The 19,522-nt window shown below is 44.4% G+C and carries 27 protein-coding genes; 20 read left to right on the top strand and 7 right to left on the bottom strand.

The annotated features are described in order from the left end of the window. Positions 1–13: 13 nt before the first annotated feature. The 11 genes from AC6I3O_RS20930 (at position 14) to AC6I3O_RS20980 (ending at position 7,857) form a co-directional block, all read left to right on the top strand. Entirely contained in the window at positions 14–2,122 is a 2,109-nt protein-coding gene (locus AC6I3O_RS20930; RefSeq protein WP_497852531.1) for a vWA domain-containing protein, read from the top strand. A gap of 48 nt (positions 2,123–2,170) precedes the next feature. Beyond that, positions 2,171–3,073: a hypothetical protein gene (locus tag AC6I3O_RS20935; RefSeq protein ID WP_497852532.1), complete on the top strand. Its 903-nt coding sequence runs from the start codon at positions 2,171–2,173 to the stop codon at positions 3,071–3,073. A gap of 75 nt (positions 3,074–3,148) precedes the next feature. Further along, positions 3,149–3,673 (top strand): AbrB/MazE/SpoVT family DNA-binding domain-containing protein, encoded by a 525-nt coding sequence (locus tag AC6I3O_RS20940; protein ID WP_497852533.1) that lies wholly within the window; start codon positions 3,149–3,151, stop codon positions 3,671–3,673. Between the two features lie 20 nt (positions 3,674–3,693). Further along, on the top strand, positions 3,694–4,224 hold the full coding sequence (locus tag AC6I3O_RS20945) for a sigma-70 family RNA polymerase sigma factor (protein WP_497852534.1): 531 nt from the start codon (positions 3,694–3,696) through the stop codon (positions 4,222–4,224). A 12-nt stretch (positions 4,225–4,236) separates the two neighbouring features. Next, a complete protein-coding gene (locus tag AC6I3O_RS20950) occupies positions 4,237–5,292 on the top strand; it encodes an SAM-dependent methyltransferase (protein WP_497852535.1) in 1,056 nt (351 codons plus the stop codon). A gap of 63 nt (positions 5,293–5,355) precedes the next feature. Next, on the top strand, positions 5,356–5,607 hold the full coding sequence (locus AC6I3O_RS20955) for a hypothetical protein (RefSeq protein ID WP_497852536.1): 252 nt from the start codon (positions 5,356–5,358) through the stop codon (positions 5,605–5,607). Continuing rightward, the gene (locus AC6I3O_RS20960; protein WP_497852537.1) at positions 5,604–6,266 is read left to right on the top strand and encodes a hypothetical protein; all 663 of its coding nucleotides are present in this window, start codon (positions 5,604–5,606) and stop codon (positions 6,264–6,266) included. The genes AC6I3O_RS20955 and AC6I3O_RS20960 overlap by 4 nt, the downstream gene beginning before the upstream one ends. Continuing rightward, the gene (locus AC6I3O_RS20965) at positions 6,220–6,720 is read left to right on the top strand and encodes a hypothetical protein (protein WP_497852538.1); all 501 of its coding nucleotides are present in this window, start codon (positions 6,220–6,222) and stop codon (positions 6,718–6,720) included. Before AC6I3O_RS20960 ends, AC6I3O_RS20965 begins: the two co-directional genes overlap by 47 nt. Then, positions 6,720–7,310, top strand: a complete 591-nt coding sequence (locus AC6I3O_RS20970; protein WP_497852539.1) for a hypothetical protein — start codon at positions 6,720–6,722, stop codon at positions 7,308–7,310. Before AC6I3O_RS20965 ends, AC6I3O_RS20970 begins: the two co-directional genes overlap by 1 nt. Before the next feature lie 19 nt (positions 7,311–7,329). Then, entirely contained in the window at positions 7,330–7,581 is a 252-nt protein-coding gene (locus tag AC6I3O_RS20975; protein ID WP_497852540.1) for a hypothetical protein, read from the top strand. Positions 7,582–7,665: 84 nt separating this feature from the next. Further along, the gene (locus tag AC6I3O_RS20980) at positions 7,666–7,857 is read left to right on the top strand and encodes a PIN domain-containing protein (protein WP_497852541.1); all 192 of its coding nucleotides are present in this window, start codon (positions 7,666–7,668) and stop codon (positions 7,855–7,857) included. Positions 7,858–7,886: 29 nt separating this feature from the next. Here the strand turns inward: AC6I3O_RS20980 and AC6I3O_RS20985 are convergent, their stop codons facing one another. Beyond that, positions 7,887–8,501: a GNAT family N-acetyltransferase gene (locus tag AC6I3O_RS20985; RefSeq protein WP_497852542.1), complete on the bottom strand. Its 615-nt coding sequence runs from the start codon at positions 8,499–8,501 to the stop codon at positions 7,887–7,889. Between the two features lie 59 nt (positions 8,502–8,560). Next, positions 8,561–9,202, bottom strand: a complete 642-nt coding sequence (locus tag AC6I3O_RS20990; protein ID WP_497852543.1) for a GNAT family N-acetyltransferase — start codon at positions 9,200–9,202, stop codon at positions 8,561–8,563. Between the two features lie 412 nt (positions 9,203–9,614). Here AC6I3O_RS20990 and AC6I3O_RS20995 point away from each other — a divergent pair, with 412 nt between their 5' ends. From AC6I3O_RS20995 to AC6I3O_RS21035, 9 genes are all read left to right on the top strand, one after another. After that, entirely contained in the window at positions 9,615–10,556 is a 942-nt protein-coding gene (locus AC6I3O_RS20995) for a DUF5688 family protein (RefSeq protein WP_497852544.1), read from the top strand. 36 nt (positions 10,557–10,592) lie between these two features. Then, positions 10,593–12,593: an NAD-dependent DNA ligase LigA gene (gene ligA / locus AC6I3O_RS21000; RefSeq protein WP_497852545.1), complete on the top strand. Its 2,001-nt coding sequence runs from the start codon at positions 10,593–10,595 to the stop codon at positions 12,591–12,593. Between the two features lie 32 nt (positions 12,594–12,625). Next, positions 12,626–13,009, top strand: coding sequence for a hypothetical protein (locus AC6I3O_RS21005; RefSeq protein ID WP_497852546.1), 384 nt, complete (start codon positions 12,626–12,628; stop codon positions 13,007–13,009). Positions 13,010–13,071: 62 nt separating this feature from the next. After that, the gene (locus AC6I3O_RS21010; RefSeq protein ID WP_497852547.1) at positions 13,072–13,776 is read left to right on the top strand and encodes a hypothetical protein; all 705 of its coding nucleotides are present in this window, start codon (positions 13,072–13,074) and stop codon (positions 13,774–13,776) included. Then, complete coding sequence (locus tag AC6I3O_RS21015; protein WP_497852548.1) at positions 13,773–14,228, top strand: LPD11 domain-containing protein; 456 nt, start codon at positions 13,773–13,775, stop codon at positions 14,226–14,228. The genes AC6I3O_RS21010 and AC6I3O_RS21015 overlap by 4 nt, the downstream gene beginning before the upstream one ends. A gap of 221 nt (positions 14,229–14,449) precedes the next feature. Then, the gene (locus tag AC6I3O_RS21020) at positions 14,450–15,154 is read left to right on the top strand and encodes a phosphoadenosine phosphosulfate reductase (protein WP_497852549.1); all 705 of its coding nucleotides are present in this window, start codon (positions 14,450–14,452) and stop codon (positions 15,152–15,154) included. Between the two features lie 42 nt (positions 15,155–15,196). After that, on the top strand, positions 15,197–15,868 hold the full coding sequence (locus tag AC6I3O_RS21025; RefSeq protein ID WP_497852550.1) for a YkgJ family cysteine cluster protein: 672 nt from the start codon (positions 15,197–15,199) through the stop codon (positions 15,866–15,868). 16 nt (positions 15,869–15,884) lie between these two features. Next, positions 15,885–16,595, top strand: a complete 711-nt coding sequence (locus AC6I3O_RS21030; RefSeq protein WP_497852551.1) for a YkgJ family cysteine cluster protein — start codon at positions 15,885–15,887, stop codon at positions 16,593–16,595. A gap of 147 nt (positions 16,596–16,742) precedes the next feature. Next, positions 16,743–16,940 (top strand): hypothetical protein, encoded by a 198-nt coding sequence (locus tag AC6I3O_RS21035; protein ID WP_497852552.1) that lies wholly within the window; start codon positions 16,743–16,745, stop codon positions 16,938–16,940. A 201-nt stretch (positions 16,941–17,141) separates the two neighbouring features. Here AC6I3O_RS21035 and AC6I3O_RS21040 read toward each other — a convergent pair whose 3' ends face one another. The 5 genes from AC6I3O_RS21040 to AC6I3O_RS21060 form a co-directional block, all read right to left on the bottom strand. Next, on the bottom strand, positions 17,142–17,447 hold the full coding sequence (locus AC6I3O_RS21040) for a hypothetical protein (protein ID WP_160278525.1): 306 nt from the start codon (positions 17,445–17,447) through the stop codon (positions 17,142–17,144). Between the two features lie 35 nt (positions 17,448–17,482). After that, the gene (locus AC6I3O_RS21045) at positions 17,483–17,704 is read right to left on the bottom strand and encodes a DUF5348 domain-containing protein (protein WP_497852553.1); all 222 of its coding nucleotides are present in this window, start codon (positions 17,702–17,704) and stop codon (positions 17,483–17,485) included. Positions 17,705–17,753: 49 nt separating this feature from the next. Beyond that, the gene (locus AC6I3O_RS21050; RefSeq protein WP_497852554.1) at positions 17,754–18,416 is read right to left on the bottom strand and encodes a recombinase family protein; all 663 of its coding nucleotides are present in this window, start codon (positions 18,414–18,416) and stop codon (positions 17,754–17,756) included. A 237-nt stretch (positions 18,417–18,653) separates the two neighbouring features. After that, positions 18,654–18,842 (bottom strand): helix-turn-helix domain-containing protein, encoded by a 189-nt coding sequence (locus tag AC6I3O_RS21055; protein WP_497852555.1) that lies wholly within the window; start codon positions 18,840–18,842, stop codon positions 18,654–18,656. After that, positions 18,842–19,279 (bottom strand): sigma factor-like helix-turn-helix DNA-binding protein, encoded by a 438-nt coding sequence (locus AC6I3O_RS21060; protein WP_289302204.1) that lies wholly within the window; start codon positions 19,277–19,279, stop codon positions 18,842–18,844. Before AC6I3O_RS21060 ends, AC6I3O_RS21055 begins: the two co-directional genes overlap by 1 nt. Between the last annotated feature and the right edge of the window lie 243 nt (positions 19,280–19,522).

Consider the following 19,522-nt stretch of genomic DNA (forward strand, 5'->3'; position numbering starts at 1 on the left):
GGATGAATGAATTTTGAACAGCAACCAGAAAAAACTACAACAGATGATCAAGGACCAGACCCTCACCCTGACGGATGAAGAGCTGTTCTTATCCTCTGCCTACCAGAAATACCTGTCCTCTATGGCGAAAGCGGCTACCGGCCGCTATCGCCAGGGACTGCAAACCCTCATGGAGTGGGATACCTCCGGTGGCGCTGCATATACGGACAATTATAAGATCCATATCAATGCCGGCAACTTTGTTACACAGAGTTTCCCATCCCGGATGCTGCGCTCCGAAAGCCTTGTGGGGATGAACGGACATGAAACAGCACATCTGTTGTTTACAGACTTCACAACCCTTGGACTCTATCTGAGAAATATGGAACATGGCTCCTTCTATCCGGAAGAACCGTCTTTTGACGACCAATACCAGGAAAGCTGTGAAGAAATGCTGGAAGCCATGCATGAAAAGGACAAGGCGGTATGCCTGACGCTTTCTGAGTGCGCCTCTCATATCAGCAACATTTTAGAGGACATTTACATCGAAGCCCGCATGTGTGACGCCTATCCCGGTACTTTTAAACAGGGGATTGAGCTGAACAGCCTGCGGATGAATGAGCTGATGCCGTCCCTTCAGAGCCAGATTGATAAGGGGTATTCTGATTTTTCTATTGTGGCAAACCTTCTCCTGCAATACTGCAGGTCAGGTACAGTTAATAACCTGAATGGTTATACCGGTCCCTATCTGGATTATCTGGAGGACTGCGTACCATATGTGGAAGAATCTATCTACTCGGATGATGTGAAAGACCGGCTCCATGCCTCCAACCAAATCCTGGGGATTCTCTGGGAGTATATCAAACCAATGGTGGAGGACACCAGGGAAAAGCTAAACGCTGCTTCGGAAGATGATGTGAAAAAACTGCTGAGCGAAATTCTGGGCGACCAGATCCAGGGCGGCACCCCTCTGCCTTCCGGGAAAGGCGGGGCTATGCCGAAGCAGGCGGAAACCGGAAAGAAGACACAAAGTTCTTCTTCGCCTCTGCAGTTATCTCCACAGGCACGCCAGAATGCCATGTCCCACGCACAGGATGTCGTAAGTGAGGAGGGCGACCGGATTCAGCTTGCAAAAACTTCCACAATTTTAGAAGGAAACAATCCCGGCATTACTTATAACCATCAATATCTGGGTTCCGGTTATGAGAAATCAGCCAGCGACCTCTTCCGTATCCTGAACAGTGTTGCAACGGAAAAAGCGGAGGAACAATACCAACAGGAAATGACGGAGGAACTGCAGAAAGCAGCCAATGATATCCATTATGGCAACGCCCATGCAGGAATCCATGTGACCGTAAACCGGATGTGCAGTGTACCGGATTATCTAATCAAAGATTACCAGTCCATTGCGCCGCCTCTTCTTCGGGCTTCCAAGAGACTGCAGAAAACCATCGCACCGCTCCTGAAGGAAGAAAGCGAAGGCGGGAAATTAAAGAACCTGCAGTTTGGAAAACGCCTGGACACAAGAGCGCTCCACCATGAAGATGGTACATTTTTTACAAGGACAAGGCTTCCTTCGGAAGAACAGAAATTGGCGGTAGGTCTCCTGATCGACGAAAGCGGCTCCATGAGCAGCTCCGACCGGATCACTTACGCAAGGATGACGGCGATTGTACTCTACGATTTCTGCCAGAGCCTTAAGATTCCGGTTACCATCTATGGACATACCACGCCGGACGGTGAATCCGGGGTAGCGCTGTACTCTTATGCAGAATTTAATTCCTTAGATTCTTCCGACCGCTACCGGCTGATGGACATGAGCGCCAGAAACGGCAACCGGGACGGAGCCGCCTTACGCTATGTTGCAGAACATCTAAGCAAACGTTCGGAAAACCAGAAGCTGCTCATCATCATTTCCGACGGACAGCCAGCGGATTATGGATACAGTGGCACCGAGGCGGAAGCAGACCTGCGCGGGATTAAGAAGGAATATTCAAAGAAGGGAATCATCCTATTTGCTGCAGCTATCGGCTCAGATAAAGAGAACATCAAGCGGATCTATCAGGATGGATTCCTGGATATCACCAGACTTGAAGAATTGCCAAAAAACATGGCGTTTCTCGTAAAGCAGTATTTGAAATAATGACACGTTGGAATTTGTACAACATTTAGAAAGAAGGGACATTGATTCATGAATCAGAATTATCAGACGAGGATTTCCCCTCAGATCTGCAAAGTACAGACCGACCGGAAACTGATTGCCGTCTATGACCAGTTGAAATGCGCTGCGCTGACACATTATGCACAGATCCATGCCAAAGGTGAATATAAGGAGAATGACCATAAGGCAAATTCCCTGATCAAGGTCACCATCCAGGACTATTCCAACGGCACTGGCGATAAGAATGTGATCGCCCAGTTCAACCTGGCACCCGAACAGATCCAGTTTATCTTAACCCGGATCACTGCCGGATTCCAGGAATTTGAATGGTCCCAGAGCAAGATTTACGGCTCTCCCGATGCGCAGGGGTATTCTACAGCACAGCAGTTTTCCATTTCGCGCCATATTAATGATTCCAGCGGGCGGCCGATGAAGAGCCCGTGGCGGATCCAGATCGTAAATGGGAAAGGCGTGAAAGTCCAAAACCAGAAGGGCGGTTCCTATATGAAATCCGGAAGCTTTTTCTCGGAGAAAAATGCGTTTATCCAGCTGACGGATATGGATTTCTATACGCTCTTAAAGCGCACAGATTCCTACATCACCAACTGGGAAGCATGTATGGCACCGGCACTGATTACAAACGGAAAGCAGGCGTATGAGAAACAGCAGCAGGACTGGCAGTCACAGAGCCAGAGTCAGGATCAAAGTTATCCACATAATGGGCAATATCAGGGGCAGCATCCGGATTATTCCTCTAATGGGCAATATCCAGGTCAATCCCAGGATTATTCCCAGAACGGGGGATATCCAGGCCAATCTCCGGATTATACACCAAACGGACAGTACGTACCCCCGGCTCCGGACTATATGCAAAATAATACACAGAATAACCAGTACCAAAATCAAGGGCAGGGAAACACCTATGCCGCTTAGATTTCAGGCACGATCATTTCAGGAAAGGAAGCGGCCATTTGGCGGCTTCTTTTCCGTTAGAAAGAAGGTGAATCTATGAAATATACCGATATCTGCACATTGGATGCACAGGGGCGGATCGTGATCCCAACCAAGATGCGTAAGATTTTAAACCTTGTGAATCAGGATTCTCTGGAAGCGGAGCTTTCCGGCCAGGAGATCCATCTTAGGAAATGCGGGCAGCTGCCAATAGATACACACATGCTCGCATCCTTCCTTACCATCCTGTACAACAGCAGCCGGCACACCGTTGCCCTCTGCTCCGATACGCAGGTCGTTAGCGCGGTAGGAAGTTTTCTTCCGGACAGAACCCCTGTCTCCAAGGAACTCTCTGCCTGCATCCAGGCTGAAAAAGAATATCTCCCGGACATGAGCAGACCAATCTATCTTACCTCCTGTCCAGGAACACCAGTCGCTGCACTTTTCCCTGTCCACGCCGAAAAGCCTCTGGCATTAGCAGTGCTTTCTGCAAAGCCGCTTACTGAGGTGGAAATTGGATGTGCAAGATTAGTTGCAGCCACAATCGCACATGAATTTGATTACAAAAAATCTCATTTATAAAAAGAAAGGATAAAAATACTATGAAAAAAATACATTTATTAACTCCAGAGCAGCAAAAGTTTGCAGAACAGAACCATCAGATCGTAGACTGCTTTCTCTCCAGAAAGAGGTTGGTTGCGGAAGAATTTTATGATGTCGTCATCTTCGGCTATCTATTAGCCGTACAGGAATATCTGGAGAAACCCAGATTAGCCGATTACGCCTTCAGTACCATTGCATGGCGGAATATGAATGACTGCCTCATCAATGAATATATCTACTGGAACCGCGGGAAGCGGGCGGCTGATACGGGTCCCTTAGAGGAGGAATATCTGTCCATTGACACGCTTCTCCCCAACCGGATGCAGAGGGCGGCAGAAACTCTGGATAACCAGAAACTGCTGGTCAAGCTGCTTGCCTATATCACCCCGAAAGAACAGGAGGTGGTCCGCCTGAAAGCGGACGGCTACACCTATCAGGAGATTGCAGAGAAATGCAGCCTCACCGTATATGGCGTGGAAAGCCGTTTCAGCCGGATGCGTCGGCGGTTGCGAAGTCTTGCCCTGATGTAGAGGAGGATTCCTATGAACGATTTGCAAATACAACGGGCGGCAGAGCTTCTTCAGAATGAATTTGGCCCGGAATGGCAGACCATTGCCGGAATGCTCGGCACAGAAGGACTACGGAAACGGGTAGGCAAAGAACTCACATCCTTTATGGCGTTTCCAGAGCGCGGAAATGGCGGAGATAACCACTGGAGAGGGAACTGCTCTCCGGAAGTGGTTGCTTCCATCCTGCGCTATGTTCTGGACTGCAAGCGTTACTACGGCAAAGATGTAAGCCAATTTACCCTGATGGATCCCATGAGCGGTTCCGGAACTTCCCAGGCCGTGGCAGACCAGTTTCAGGTACGGTCATTACTTTATGACCTAAACCCGTCTCCGGCTTACGGATACGGCAACTGGAATGCATTAAGAAATGATGTGGAGGACTCAGCAGACCTGATCTTCTTTCATCCGCCGTATCACGACATCATCAAATACAGTGGAAATATGTGGGGACAGCCTCACCCAGATGACCTGTCGAGATGTGAGAACTATCAGGACTTTCTGGAGAAATTGAATTACTGTATCCGGAAGTTTTTCTTTGCGTTACGCAAGGACGGCAGACTCGCGGTACTGGTGGGGGATATCCGGAAAGACGGCCATTTTTACAGCATGCAGAACGACATAATGCGCATGGGTGAATTTGAATCTTTTCTTGTAAAGGGGCAGTTCAACTGCGTGTCAGATAACCGCAGATATAAGAAGCCGTTTATCCCCGTCGTCACGGAATATGTGCTGATATTAAAGAAAGCCGATTCCCTGACATTCCCCTTTTCCTGCAGGAAGGAAGGCTGCCTGTCGGTAAGCCGGACAGACCTCCAGACTATTACCTGGCACCATCTGATCCGGATGACCATGGAAAGCATTGGAGGGACGGCGGCATTATCAGATTTATACGATCTGCTGCGGGGCCATCCCAAAGCACGGAAGAATCCGCACTATGAGGATCGGATCCGGGCAACCATCTACGAGCACCCGGATCAGTATCTTCGGACAGCCCAGGGGTGCTACCGCTTAAATTATGCCGTGGCATAAAAAAACAAACCCAACACAGAACTGACAACAAATCCACAATTTTAAGAAAGGAAGACAACTACTATGAAAAGACACCGAAAACAAGAACTGCAGAATGTTAAGAAAGCAACCGTCACCATGACCGGCACTCTGTCTCTGCCTCTCCGTATCGGAGAAAACGCATGGATCCGTACCCGTCATCAGCTCTTTACAACTTCTATGATCCTAAAGATTATGGAAGTGGCAGAAGACGGTATAAAGTTTGAGACCTGTAACACAATCTACCACCTCAGATATGAAACCGTTTCTGCCGAGAGCGGGGTGATGTGCGCTTGACAAAGATCCAAGAACTGGGAAGCAGCCTCCAAAAGCTGCTTTCCACCCTAAAGAAAAACCGTGAAATGATCCCTCTTGAAGTCCTGAAATCCCATTACCAACAGCCTTATTACGCTCTGATCCGGGAGATTAACAAAACTGCATCTGCATTTGTAAAAGCGGTCCTTATCAATCACCTTATCCTAAACCCAGATATCTCTTTAGATGAGCAGGCGGCTGTCATCAACCAAGTGATTGCAGATTCCGGCATGGATCGGCAAATGAGTTCCTGTATTTCCAGAACCTATAATGTTGAGCAGCTTTATCAGATGGCATTGGGGCTTCGGCGGAAGATTGAATGTGCCTTATGGCCATACATCGACCTGAAAACCTGTCTTGTGTTTGATCTGGACAATCCGGATGTGGAACCTGTCACCTATAATACCTTGACGAGACAAATCTGCAGAGATGGAATCTGGGAGAATCAGGAGTTAGATCTTCAGTGGAAATTTTTATTTTATCCAAATGCAAGGGCTTATTCAGGCAATGAACCGGACAAAGAAGAAAAGGAGAAGAATGGCTATGAAAACTCATATAGCACCAAAAACAACGATACACCTGTCAGGTCAGGAAATGGAAGATATCTACCGCATACAGCAGCGCCTTTACTGGGAAACTGATTTTATCAGCCGCTGCGAAGAGCGTAAACAGGAGGAAACCGGCTTATGCAATCTTCCTTACAAAACGCTTCCGGATGAGAAAAAGCTCCTTAATCTGGCCTATAAACTATATAACAATAAGGAAGATTCCAACACAGCCTATAATATAACCCTTGATCTTGTCATTGATGAGATTGAGCGCTGGATTAGGGATAACCAGATTGACGCTACTGCGGAATCTGACGGAAATCCAAGAGTGGTCGTTGTAATGGAAGACGGCATTATCACTACTGTTTTTGCAACAGATCCGGATATCCGGGTAAATATTACAGACTTAGATCGCAACTATGCGAATACTGATCTGCGCTCCGCCGCTTTCGATGCTTTAATATATAATCCTGACTTACAAATCTGCGATTATTCAACCTATATACCTGGTTATGAGTTGGAAATAGAAACGGAGGTGGATGAGTAATGGCAAATATCTGCTGTGATGACGTCTATTTCTATTCACAATCCAATCCGGAACATCTGGATGCACTATGGGAAGACCTGGAGACATCCATTGTCTTCTGCCGCAATGAAGACCTTGCGTGGATTGGAAACCTGTTTGAATTAAAGGATATCCCCACAGAAGGCATCTCCCTCCGGGGAACGGTCATCTATATAGAACGGAATCCGGACAACATCCTTCTCAGCACCTCTGCAGCATGGTCTCCGCTTTACGAAGCATACCATGCGATTGCCGAAGCTTATCAGGTAGATTTTGTCATGCAGAGCATCGAGCCGGGATGTAATATTTATATCAATACCGATCATTCCAGCCAGTATTTCACAGACCTCTATGCTGTATCTATGGAAGACGAAGCTTTCCTGACGCCGGCAGGTATTCCAGTGGGTGAAAAACTGGAATATGGAGAACTGTTTACTACGGAGGCTGCTTTGCTGGAACGCTTTGCCGAACTGGGATATCCTGCGAATACACTGGAAATGCTGGATACGCTTTTAGAAGATACAGGAATTGAGGTTCACAGCTTTGAAAATCCTTATTCCCTGAATGACTGACAGACGAGGAGCATGATGTATGAAAATATACGTATTATGCAGTTATGGAGACGGGTTGAACGATCCCGATGTCTCCACAGATTATCAGGAACTCTATGAAAAGATGGAGAAAAGCTACCGAATGACGCTGGATCACTTTTCCGAGACAGAAGAAGAACAGGAAAACACCTATCTGAGCGAATACAGCGCCAGAGCTGTCATACATGGAGACTGGATTGAATGGTCCATTACAGAACTGGAACTTCCAAATCCGAACACTAAAACGAAATGATTGCGTAACATTACCATTATCTGAGCCACTTTTTATGGGTGGCTCTTTTTAAAAATCCAGTCATATCAAATCCGAGATTCCCGGATGAAAGCAGACATTATCAAAGAATGTCCTTTTATCAAAAAAATAAATGTCACTGACACAAACATCGTAATTTTACTCCGACGTTCTACGCGATTAGATGCTGAAGAAAGTGAAGCTATCATATTATCAGATTCTATTCCCGCTTCATTGCTTCTCATGGATGGAGCCACCGAACGGGAGGTTGCCGCATAGTTTCCCTCCAATGCTCTTATTCCTCTTGTTTATCCAATTCTTTTACGATATAGTAAACATTTTAACGGAACTCTGCCTTTGGGCATTTCTAAAACAACATCGGTTTCCTCTGCCTTTTGAAACCCTCTGTGCTCATAAAACTGATATGTGCAGGCATCATCCGTATGCAGGTAAACCGTCTTCCCTTTTTCCTTTTCTTCAAAGGCATTTAATAAAGCAGTTCCAATTCCCCTGATCTTACAATCTGGATCAGCCGCAAGAAATATTATTTCCCCATCAGGAGCTTCAGATTTTAAATAGTGTTTTAATTGTTCTTTTGTGGTATTTTCATAAAGTCCTGCACCATTCTTAAAAAAATATTTCTGTATCATATCAACAGACTTAACGTAAATTTGCTGTAAAAAACACTGATATTTCTTTCTCTCTCCCTTAATCTCGGCCAGTAAAATGCCTACAAATTTATTATCTGCATATGCTGCAAGAACCTGTGTGGCACGATTGAGTTCAAGATACCAAAAGTATCTGCCATACGCATTGAGCAAAAACTTATTATCCAGATACCAGTCAAAATGCATGCCTTTAATTGCAAATTGAATTGCTTTTTTATGATCCTTTTTTTCAATATCCTTTATCTCTATCTTCAAAACATATCTCCTATAACTTCTGGTTGCTATATTAAATACATCGGCAAAAAAATTTTTTACTAACAATATCTAATATAATAGTCCTCCAAAGAGATGTTGCATTCTTCTTTAGCGGTTACAAACTGGTATTCCGTTATCAGTCTCTGCCTCTCTGAGGCATCCTTCTGAATTTTCATGATAATAGAGGTAATCTCAAAGTCCTCATAAATGTGGCAGACTAATACATCCATCAGTTCTTTTAATACCCCCCATCGTTCATGCTCTGATTTTAAATCTACTCTGAGAATCCCCATCTGCTTTCCATCAACTGTATACTTCAGAGACGGACATACTTCAATCGTTCCAATCAGTAACCCCGTCCTTTTATCCAAAATACTCCACCTGACAAAATCCCGTGCATTATACCGGCTCAGCCAGTATTCCACACATTCCCGGAACTTATCTTTATCCGTATAATAGAAATCATCCCCACAGCAGTCCCCATTGAAAAAGCGTGCTGCTTCCGGATCTGAGTAACAGGGGAACAGCCTCTCTGTATCCTCTGCCTTCAGTTTCCTTATTTTAAAATGCTCAGTTTCATATTCCGGGCATACGGTAAATACATCCATGCTCTTCCCCTCAATTCTTCTTATCTTCTCGTATTTTGTCAATTCGTTTCTGACACTATATTTCATTATATAGAACTTACGTTCCTTTATCAAGCAGATATTTCCATTTATTTTTTCCATATTTTGGAAGGATTTGTATATAGTATTCCCTACATCTAGTTTTATATTCATGAAAATCACTGTATTTAGTATATTATCATTTGACACACCCAGTATATAGTGGTAATATATTATTGTAATTATTTTTGTGTCAGTCCGGAAAGGATTTCACACGCAGTTTAGGTTTGTATATCAAGTCAGAAGAATTACTATGCCCGGCATAGGAACTTCTGGCTTTTTTGTTTGTAGAAGGGCAGATGCCGCTTCTGCATTTTGCAGTTTTTCTGCAGTAATAGGAGAATGGACGCTTATAGTGTACGTTCTCTTTTTTTGCCTGAACGCAGATGGAAGGAGGCGGAAGAACAACGATCCTTCCGGATGACACCATAAGAAAAGGAGGTCTCAAATGACATACGAAACTTTTAGGAATGAAGTTTTACAGGGTTTACAGTGCAGAGAAATCGGTAATGTCAGTCTCAGCCTTACAAAAAGACTGAAATCCAATGGACAGATGAAGTACGGAGTAGTTTTCAACAATCCAACTACGAATACATCTCCCGCGGTCTATCTGGAAGAATACTATGAATTTTATCAAATAACGCGGGATCTTGATACAGTCATTGACATGCTCGCAGACTTGTATCGTACTTTGCCTGTAATACAATTGGATAAAAAGAAATTTTTTGATTTCTCTACAGCCAAAAGCAGGATCATCATGAAACTGGTCAACACAGACAAAAACCGCATATTATTAGAAACAGCTCCACATATCCCATTTCAGGATCTGTCTATTGTTTATTACTATCTCATCAGTAATTCAGACGGCATAATCCTGGATATGCCGGTTGATGACAGGCTGTTAAAGAAATGGGGCGTTGATACCCTGACACTGCATCAGCAGGCGGTGGTAAATTATAACCGTTTGCTGCCGGTAAAATTCGGTAATCTAAATCAGTTCCTTCTGGAGAACGGTTCTCCAGAAAAGGAATATTACGCTGCGATATCTGACAATAACGGAAGTGAAGAACTGTATTTTTTATCAAATGAATTTTTAACAGGCGGCGCTGTCTTAATGACCTGTAAAAATCTGATGGACGAGATTGCAGATTTTTTTAAAGAGGATTTCTATATTCTCCCAAGCAGCGTCAATGAATTACTCCTGTTTCCAGAATCCAAAGCACCTCCCAAAGAGAAGCTGGACAAGATGATACAGGAAATCAATCGGGACTACCTGGAACCGAAGGATTATCTTTCCGACCATGCTTATTATTACAGCAGATCCGGACAGGATTCAAATGCTTACTATATTCAAAGCCTGTTCCAACATTCACCTAAAAGCATATCTTAGAATTATCCAAAATCAACAAAAGAAAGGACGAATACTATGAACCAGATTCAGAAAATCACTTCTCTGGTGCAGGAATTAAATGAGCACAGACATGCTTATTATAACTTAAACGCACCGACGATCACAGACAAAGAATATGACCAGCTATTCGATGAGCTTCAACAGCTGGAAACGGAGACTGGATTCATCCTCTCCAATTCCCCGACACAGACAGTCGGCTATTACCCGGTCAGCCGCCTTTCAAAAGTGCAGCATCCCCTCCCTTTGCTTTCCTTAGATAAGACTAAGCAGGTAACGGAGATCACAGCGCTTCTTGCCAGGAACCCGGCCTTACTGATGTTGAAGCTGGACGGGCTTACTACCAAGCTGGTGTATGAGGACGGGCATCTGATGCAGGCTTCCACCCGTGGAAATGGAGAAATCGGAGAAGAAATCACCCATAATCTCCCTGCCTATCAGAATGTCCCCTTATCAATCCCCTATGAGAAACGTCTGGTTATCACCGGGGAATCCTACATCCACATCAATGACTTTGAACGTCTCAAAGAAACACTCGTAGACAGCGATGGGAAGAAATTCCGCAATGCGCGCAACCTCGTCTCAGGCACAGTACGGAGCCTGAATCCGGAAACCTGCGCAAAACGCTGCGTTTATTTTTCTCCATTCAATGTATTAGAAGGACTGGATGAGAGTCCCTACAGCGACAGCAGGCAGATACGGCTTTCTCTTTTGAAAGAACTCGGCTTTGACACCTGCCCCTATATTTCCATAGAGGGTACGGCACCATCCGAAGAACTGGTTGCCTCTAGTATTGACATGCTGGTAACAGAAGCTTCAAGACGTCACATCCCGATTGATGGCATCGTTGCAATCTTCGACAGCCTCAGTTACTCCAAAAGCTGTGGAAAAACGGGACACCATTACAAGGATGGGCTTGCTTATAAGTTTGAAGATGAGCAGTATGAGACCATTTTACGGAAGATAGAATGGACGCCTACCCGCTTCGGAGAGATTGCTCCCGTCGGCATTTTCGATACGGTTGAAATTGACGGCTGTGAAGTGTCAAGAGCATCTCTGCATAATTTAAGCTTCATTAAAAACCTGGAGCTGGTTCCGGAATGCAGGATACTGATCTCCAAACGGAACATGATTATTCCCCACATTGAGGAAAATCTGGATCGTGGAAGATACCGGGATATTGTCCCGCCGCTTTGTCCATGCTGCCAGTCGGCTACCTGGATTAAACGCAGGAAAACCGGCGATGGCAGAATCGTGGAGACTGTCCACTGCAACAATTCGGCATGTGACAGCCAGATCCTGCGGAAGTTTGAGCATTTCGTGGGTAAGAAGGCTATGGATATCGAAGGTCTCTCTTCAGCTACGTTGGAGAGGTTCTTAGAGCTAGGCTATCTGGATTCCTTTCAGGATCTGTATCATCTGGATCTGTACCGCGAGGATATCCTTGCACTGGACGGATTTGGCGAGAAATCCTATGAACGCCTCTGGAGCGCCATTACCAGAAGCCGGGAGACAGACTTCGTGCATTTCCTGGTAGCAATGGACATCCCCATGGTGGGGCGTACCAAAAGCCGTATTTTAAATACCGTATTTTCCGGAAACCTTCATGACTTTGAAGCCGCTGCTGTCGGCAGTTATGACTTCACGGCACTGGAGGACTTCGGAGAGACACTGAACCACAACATTCACACATGGTTTTCCAACGAAGAAAACTTGTGTTTATGGAAAGAATTACAGAAAGAACTTACATTCAAATCAAAGGAGGAACACATCATGAGAGAAGTAAAAGAGAATCCATTTATGGGACGAACAGTTGTTGCGACAGGAAAGCTTACGCATTTCACCCGTGACGGTATCAACACAAAGATCCTGGAGCTTGGAGGAAAACCCGGAAGCTCCGTAACGAAAAAGACCGATTACCTGATCTGCGGGGAGAAGGCAGGAAGCAAGCTGAAAAAGGCTCAGGAGCTGAACATCCCGGTTCTGACCGAAGAACAGTTCCTGGAGATGATTGCGTAATCTCCGCTTATCACACAATAAGGGAAACAGCCATGAAAGAAAAGATCTACGAACTATGCCCGCACTGTAATGCGGAGGTCTCGGTCTTATGGGATACAGCATCACAAGGATATCTGACAAGATGTCCCGCTTGCGGCAAGCGCTTACTGCTCTGCAGTGAATGTGTAAACCGTGTCGGCTGTGACTATGACCAGGAATCTGATCTATGCAGACGGGTGGTAGAAGCCATGTGGAAAGAGCTTTCGGATATACCTCTGGAGGTTCCGGATTCCGGAGACGAATTCTTTGCAGAATCATTTACGCTGCAGGGGTTCTCATTTCCAGCCGGAATCACGCGGACAGAACTCTGGCGCTGGTTCGATAACCACCATCCGAAGGGCGTGGCATATTTACTGTATGGATTACGAAAAGAATAAAATAATGAGAATGGGAAGGTATGGCTGATTGCCGTACCTTTCTTTTCGGAAAGGAAAACATAATGAAATTTGCAGAGAAAATATTTGAGAGGTCAACCGTAAAAGGTGTTGCAGATTATCTGCTGTATGGCATGGTTCCAGACCAGGATAACCGAAGCTACGAGACACGCCTGGATGAAGCAGATCTGGCTTACGAGAAGGTTGCCAAACAATATGATGAAGACGGAGCTTCCATGCTGTTATCCGCGGCAAATGAGCTGGTAAATGAAAATGCCAGCGTGTACATGGAACTGGGACTGCAGGCAGGCTTCCTGTTAGCCGCTGATCTGTTCCGAAATATCTGCCGGGAAAAGAACACGACTATAAACAGCAAGGTTTCCAATGGGTATAAGGCACAGGAAGAACAGAATCCGGATACAAAACCTACTGAAGATACGAATATAAGATCTGATATAGATACAGGTACGGAGCCGGAGGGCAGGCACAAGGTCCTGCAGCAATTTATTCGAAACAGGCTGGATACAGCTTTGGAAGATACCCTGCGAAAAGACCAAAAATATCAAAAATCAAAAGTAAAAGCCAAGGGAAAGGCTGACAGGTTGGCGAAAGATACATTCACATTAGAACAATGGGAGCTGATTAATGCTGCGCTGGAAGATAGCAATGCAAGCGCTTCTGAATATGGAAGGGCTGCTTACCAGCAAGGTTTTTTTGATGCATTAAGCTTTTTCAAAGACATTTTTTCAATGAAGGGAGAATCTATATGAATAAACCTGAAAACAACAATGACACTTTAAAACTGAAACCGATTGGCACAGACTCATGGTCACGCCCCGTCTATGAAGACCAGTATGGGCATTTATGGAAGGATATTACATTAGGCCGTAACAACCCAAAGCTATGTTCTGCACTATATAATGCATTTGACGGCGAACCGGATCTGCCGATTCGGAGACCATTTATCATTTTATCAGACAAAGAGCAGATTAACGAGGATAAAAGATTTCAATATCAGATGCTGGACAGATACAGATGCGATTGCGACTATTACCTTGGATACGGTAACCGGAATCCTGACATCTTATCATCAAAAGATGAAAGGGAACACATAGAATCCATGAAAAGAATGTGGCTTAGTTTTCCAGAAGGAGAAAAACCCGAATGGCTAACATGGAATCAGATTCTTGAATATGAAAAAGCAATGTGCATCAAAGATTAAAACCAGGGCCATTCCATCCGGAATGGCTCGCTTTAATCTTTACGGATAGGAAAGGAAAAATAATGTTTAAAATTTACAGAAGGGAGTAATACCTATCCGGTGAAACCGGTTGTATTCAGGTTGCTAAGAAATACATAAAACCAGCCATAACAGCGTGAAAGCTCTGCAAGTAGCATGGGAGGACAGGCTGGTAGCCATTTGCCGCATGGTAAGTGGTTGGTATGAAAATATGTTGGTTCAGTTGTGGAATTTCAAGCTTTGTAGCGTGCTATCTGGCAAAGGATGTGGATGAGATCATTTACACACATGTTGCCAACCAGCACGAGGACAGCCTGCGCTTTTTACATGACTGTGAAAAGCTGCTCGGACGGAAGATCCAAATTCTGCAATCGGATAAATATGACAGCGTTGATGATGTCATAGAACGGACAAGATGCATCAATACCGCCTACGGCGCACCCTGTACAAAATGGCTGAAGAAACAGGTCCGCAGGGACTGGGAACTGAAGCATTATGAACATCATACTTATGTATGGGGATTTGATGTAAATGAGAAGGCAAGGGCGGAAAGACTCTCGGAGACCATGAGAGACTATGACCATGAGTTCCCGCTGATTGATAATTCTCTTTCGAAAGAGGAGTGCCACGGCATTGCGGACAAGCTGGGGTTAAAACGGCCGGTTATGTATGACCTGGGCTATCCGAACAATAACTGTATCGGATGCGTCAAAGGCGGTATGGGCTACTGGAATAAGATCCGCGTTGATTTCCCGGAAGTCTTTAAACGGCGTGCAAAACAGGAACGGTTGATCGGGCATAGCTGCATCAAAGGGATATTTTTAGATGAGCTGGAACCAGACCGTGGAAATATGAACATGGAGATCATGGAGGACTGCACCATCTTCTGCCAGTTATTAACAATGTAAGCAAAGAAACAATTTCACAAAAAATACGAAAGGAAAAACAAAATGAAAAAATCATTAATGGAAAACGTCACTCCCATTGCGTGGAATGAACGGATACACTTTGAATGTCACCATTGCGGCGCATGCTGCCGCCATGTAAAGGACAGCATCCCGCTGGAGAGCCTGGATGTCTACCGGATAGCCCGGTTCCTACGGAGCCAGGATAAATCTTTTGATTCCATAGACTACATGCTGTCCCGGTACGCAGAGCCGGTCCCGCTTCATGAATGCGGTTACTTTATTTACACACTAAAGACAGTTGGTGCAGACGATGCCTGCATTTTCCTAAAGGATAACCGATGTATGATCCAAACCGCAAAGCCGAGGGCCTGCCGTATCTATCCACTGGTGGCAGAACCAGACGGTGCTTCTTCATTCCATTATTATCTCAGTATGGAGAAGAAACACCATTTCATCGGCAGGAAATTCAAAGCAAGGGACTGGATGAACCAATATTTCACCCAAGAAGACCGGGCTTTTGTCAATGAAGATATTTCAACAACCTTAGAGATCGCACGGCTGCTTAAGCAGATGCCAGAGAAATACAAGCACAGGGCGTTATATTTTTTTCTGTTATGCAAGTATACAGACTTTAACCTAGATCAGCCATTTCAGGAACAATATGAACAAAATAACAAAAGACTAATTATTTCTTTAGAGGCAATGCTCTCATAAGCAAGGAGAACTACATATGAATACAAGAATGAAAGAAATCATGAATGCTATTGAACATAACAAACTGTCTGCCGATGATCTGTTTTGTTTTCACTGTACACAGTGCGGAAAATGCTGCATTAACCGGGAGGATATCCTGCTGACACCACTGGATCTCTTCCGGATTGCAAACGAACTAAAGCTGTCCTTAAAAGATTTCATCGGTCGAGACTGTGAATTATATATCGGACCGGATTCGCACTTTCCGCTCATCCGGCTGAACCCCAGGGGTTCTGTCAAGCGATGCCCTCTGCTAAAAAATTGCAGATGCTCCATCCACAAAGCAAAACCTGCTATGTGCGCCATGTTTCCAATCGGACGTGTCATTGCGTTTCCGGAAGATGGAACTTCTTCTAACGCACCAGTGATTGAATACTTTTATATGAATCCAGGATGTGGGAACAATACCAGGACGCAGACTATACGTGAATGGTTTGATTCTTTTGGTATTCCGCTTGATGATGACTTCTTTATTGAGTGGGCGACATTCCAGAAGAATTTTGTAATCCTCATTAGAGAAGCAGAAAAATTCCTGGACGAAGCAGCTATGCGGCAAGTATGGAGCCCGATCTATGGCATCCTCTATCTCTGCTATGATTTGGAAAAGGAATTCCTGCCACAGTTCCGGGAAAATGCCGAAAAACTGCTGCGAGGATTACAGATGATAGCAGGCACAAAAACAACATAGGGAACGCTGCAGGCTATACTGCAAAGGCGTCTATACTTGAATTTAAAGGTAAAAAATGATATGATAAAATCACCAACCAGAAAGGGTGCAAGAGGTCCAGCGGACCTCTGCATTGCGCGAACCGAAGCGGAGCGTAGAAAAGGTGCTATGATGAGAGGAACATTGATTCAAACAGAAGCAAGAACCATTTTAAACCGGGGCATTAGCCAGGGCATTAGTGAAACAAAAAAAGAAACGGCACTTAGGATGCTGAAAATGGGAAAGCTGACAGTCGAAGAGATTGCGGAATACTCTGCCCTTAGTGTGGCAGAGGTAGAACAGCTTGCGAATCTTCAGACAGTATAAACAGCAGGATGCCAAAACAGACTGGATTTCCGAGCCATCTGATCTTAACAGGTGGCTTTTTAATGATTCCGTAGCTCTTGATATGCCATACCGGGAAAACAATATCAGATTAGAATTGAGCATAGCAAGTAAAAATTCCGGCAGAGGATTCACCCCGGCCGGAATTTTACTTTTACAGTTCTACGCTCTTTAGCAGTTCCGTCAGATGCATACATTTTGTTCCAGTTGCTGTACTTCCCTGTAATACGGTTTCAGAATGATTTCCGCCTTCTCCAGAAAATCGCTTTCACCTATGCTTTCCTGATAGACCTCCCACAATACTTTATGTAGATTCTCCATCCGAGTTCCATAACAATGTCTCTCTAACATTTTCATAAAGGGAAGCACCATTGTCTTACGGAAATCTTTTCCCTGACGCAGGTTGTCGCCTTCCAGACCATATACCTCCTGGATGCACTCCAGCACAACATCATAATCTGCCTCAAACCTCATAAGCACCTGATCCATTGATCTCTCCATTTCGCAAATATCCGGTCGCCCCTTTACATCCGTACAATCAGCCCGTCAAGGCTCATTCGAGGCAGTCCAACCAGATACCATTCGTCACCCATCTCAATCCTGGTCGGAACCCAGGCATTGTCCACCATCAGGTCAAAGCAGTCCCCACAGTGCAGCCCGCCGTAATACGAATCCAGACCGAACCGGATATCATACCGTCCGCTTTCCTTATCATAGAACAATGCTCCTTCTCTTTTTTCACTCATAACGCTATTACCTCCTCTAAAAATTTATCTTTCATAATAAGTAATAGTGTCATTTTTTCTGAGATTGGAAAATTTCTGCATTTTTTTCAAAATATTTTTTCCGATAGCGGTAAAAAGTAGTGTGAGATAATCCTAACTCCCGTTTCAACTCTGCCTGTGAGATCTCACCTGCAGTCACTCTCTGGTAGGCTTCAGAAAATTCCTCTTCTTTGATTGCTGGCGGCCGTCCATAGTCATCCCATTCTCCACGGAGCTTCTTCATGGCAATTCCTTCACGCTGGCGTTTTTCTTTCTTCTGAATCTCAGATTCGCTGATGGAGGCGTAAAGCTCCAGCATCATGTTGTTGATCGTCTCCATCATCAGACGTGCCATGGAATTGTCCATCTTTGACAGATCCATTAGTGTTGTGGGAAGTTCCAGTACCATCAGCCTAACATCCCTGCTCTGTAGTTTTCGGATCTGCTCCATCGTATCCCGTTTATTCCGGCCTAACCGGTCCAGCTCTGTTACAAGCAGGACATCTCCCTCCCGAAGAACATCTTCTACCAGAACCATATACCTCGGCCTGTTAAAATTCTTTCCCGTCTGCTGGTCTGTAAAAATATTCTCCAGTTCCAAATCATGCTCCTTGCAAAACACCTGAATCTCATGAATCCCCCTGTCAAGATGCTGATCTCGTGTGCTCGTCCTGTGATAACCATATACAGCCATATCCGCCATCCTCCCTCTGCAAAACGTACCAAAATGTCCACACTTTTTCTGGCATATGCCAAAAGTGGTTATGCATACATTTTGGTATAGGTTTTTTTCCTGTTTTCGACTATGCCAAAAAGTGTACTTTTTGAAATACCTACATCTATTCTGTACGATTTAGCATCTGAGTGCGCAACCAGAAAATTAAAATATAGGGACAGTCACACTGACCGCCCCGCATAGTAACTATCATATTTATTCTGGTTTTCTAAAATACTGTATACATTTTAGAGTCTCTATGATCAGTTCATGATATAGCTCCTCGTCAAAAATACCATCTACCAGTGAATTTTTAATCAGCAATGGACGATACATCTCTATTATTTGCTCTTTCGCCTGCTTATCATCCATTTTTGCCCTAAATATCATTTCTTCAAAATCCATTATCTTTCACCTCGCATCCACATACGGATTTTCTGAATGGCATAGTAGTAGATTCCTTTCACCCGCTTCACATCAAGTTTATTCAGATACCCTATTTCTTCAAAAGTCCGTTCTTCAAACACATATTGATAAATTATTCTCCTCTCCTCTTCACGGAGCAGCATAAGAACGCTTATAAGCCTTTGATCCGATAATTCATCCCACGCTGGATATGTGCCTTTCCGTTCTTTTATAAGTAGTTCTTCTCTGTGATACATCTCCAGAAGTTCGTTCGTCGTGTCACAAGCTGATGGTATATTTCCATCAAAAAATATCTCTGTATTACTAATGATTTCTTTTTTCTTCAAATAATTCTGTCGTTTCCACCGAATACACTTCTGTAGATATGCAGTAAAATAATTCTTTGTCCTATCTCCAGTATAATCATATTTATCCATATTTTGCCTCCAGAAACTTTAAAAGTTAAGTCGATCCAAAGTTTCTGAAGGTGGAGAACGGCAATGAACTCTACCATAGCGTTTCTGTATTACAAAAAAAATACTGCCAGACCAGCATATTACCGATCTGACAGCATATAAAAACATACGTAACATATGAAGTGCAAACGACTCATACATTGCATGTATGTAAGCCCCATGCCCCCACCATGCAGCTAAATTTTTTTTAACAAACTAATGATA

The sequence above is a fragment of the Sporofaciens sp. St.21A7 genome (assembly GCF_059728535.1).

Bases quoted from the DNA above. Each gene is read 5' to 3' on its own strand.
- AC6I3O_RS20955 (WP_497852536.1), top strand. From the start codon at position 5,356: ATGAAAAGACACCGAAAACAAGAACTGCAGAATGTTAAGAAAGCAACC.
- ligA (WP_497852545.1), top strand. From the start codon at position 10,593: ATGAACCAGATTCAGAAAATCACTTCTCTGGTGCAGGAATTAAATGAG.
- AC6I3O_RS21060 (WP_289302204.1), bottom strand. From the start codon at position 19,279: ATGGATAAATATGATTATACTGGAGATAGGACAAAGAATTATTTTACT.
- AC6I3O_RS21010 (WP_497852547.1), top strand. From the start codon at position 13,072: ATGAAATTTGCAGAGAAAATATTTGAGAGGTCAACCGTAAAAGGTGTT.
- AC6I3O_RS21040 (WP_160278525.1), bottom strand. From the start codon at position 17,447: ATGGATCAGGTGCTTATGAGGTTTGAGGCAGATTATGATGTTGTGCTG.
- AC6I3O_RS21035 (WP_497852552.1), top strand. From the start codon at position 16,743: ATGATGAGAGGAACATTGATTCAAACAGAAGCAAGAACCATTTTAAAC.
- AC6I3O_RS20965 (WP_497852538.1), top strand. From the start codon at position 6,220: ATGGAAGATATCTACCGCATACAGCAGCGCCTTTACTGGGAAACTGAT.
- AC6I3O_RS21025 (WP_497852550.1), top strand. From the start codon at position 15,197: ATGAAAAAATCATTAATGGAAAACGTCACTCCCATTGCGTGGAATGAA.
- AC6I3O_RS21020 (WP_497852549.1), top strand. From the start codon at position 14,450: ATGAAAATATGTTGGTTCAGTTGTGGAATTTCAAGCTTTGTAGCGTGC.
- AC6I3O_RS20970 (WP_497852539.1), top strand. From the start codon at position 6,720: ATGGCAAATATCTGCTGTGATGACGTCTATTTCTATTCACAATCCAAT.
- AC6I3O_RS20935 (WP_497852532.1), top strand. From the start codon at position 2,171: ATGAATCAGAATTATCAGACGAGGATTTCCCCTCAGATCTGCAAAGTA.
- AC6I3O_RS20975 (WP_497852540.1), top strand. From the start codon at position 7,330: ATGAAAATATACGTATTATGCAGTTATGGAGACGGGTTGAACGATCCC.
- AC6I3O_RS21055 (WP_497852555.1), bottom strand. From the start codon at position 18,842: ATGGATTTTGAAGAAATGATATTTAGGGCAAAAATGGATGATAAGCAG.
- AC6I3O_RS21050 (WP_497852554.1), bottom strand. From the start codon at position 18,416: ATGGCTGTATATGGTTATCACAGGACGAGCACACGAGATCAGCATCTT.
- AC6I3O_RS21005 (WP_497852546.1), top strand. From the start codon at position 12,626: ATGAAAGAAAAGATCTACGAACTATGCCCGCACTGTAATGCGGAGGTC.
- AC6I3O_RS21015 (WP_497852548.1), top strand. From the start codon at position 13,773: ATGAATAAACCTGAAAACAACAATGACACTTTAAAACTGAAACCGATT.
- AC6I3O_RS20950 (WP_497852535.1), top strand. From the start codon at position 4,237: ATGAACGATTTGCAAATACAACGGGCGGCAGAGCTTCTTCAGAATGAA.
- AC6I3O_RS21030 (WP_497852551.1), top strand. From the start codon at position 15,885: ATGAATACAAGAATGAAAGAAATCATGAATGCTATTGAACATAACAAA.
- AC6I3O_RS20945 (WP_497852534.1), top strand. From the start codon at position 3,694: ATGAAAAAAATACATTTATTAACTCCAGAGCAGCAAAAGTTTGCAGAA.
- AC6I3O_RS20940 (WP_497852533.1), top strand. From the start codon at position 3,149: ATGAAATATACCGATATCTGCACATTGGATGCACAGGGGCGGATCGTG.
- AC6I3O_RS20980 (WP_497852541.1), top strand. From the start codon at position 7,666: ATGAAAGCAGACATTATCAAAGAATGTCCTTTTATCAAAAAAATAAAT.
- AC6I3O_RS21045 (WP_497852553.1), bottom strand. From the start codon at position 17,704: ATGAGTGAAAAAAGAGAAGGAGCATTGTTCTATGATAAGGAAAGCGGA.
- AC6I3O_RS20995 (WP_497852544.1), top strand. From the start codon at position 9,615: ATGACATACGAAACTTTTAGGAATGAAGTTTTACAGGGTTTACAGTGC.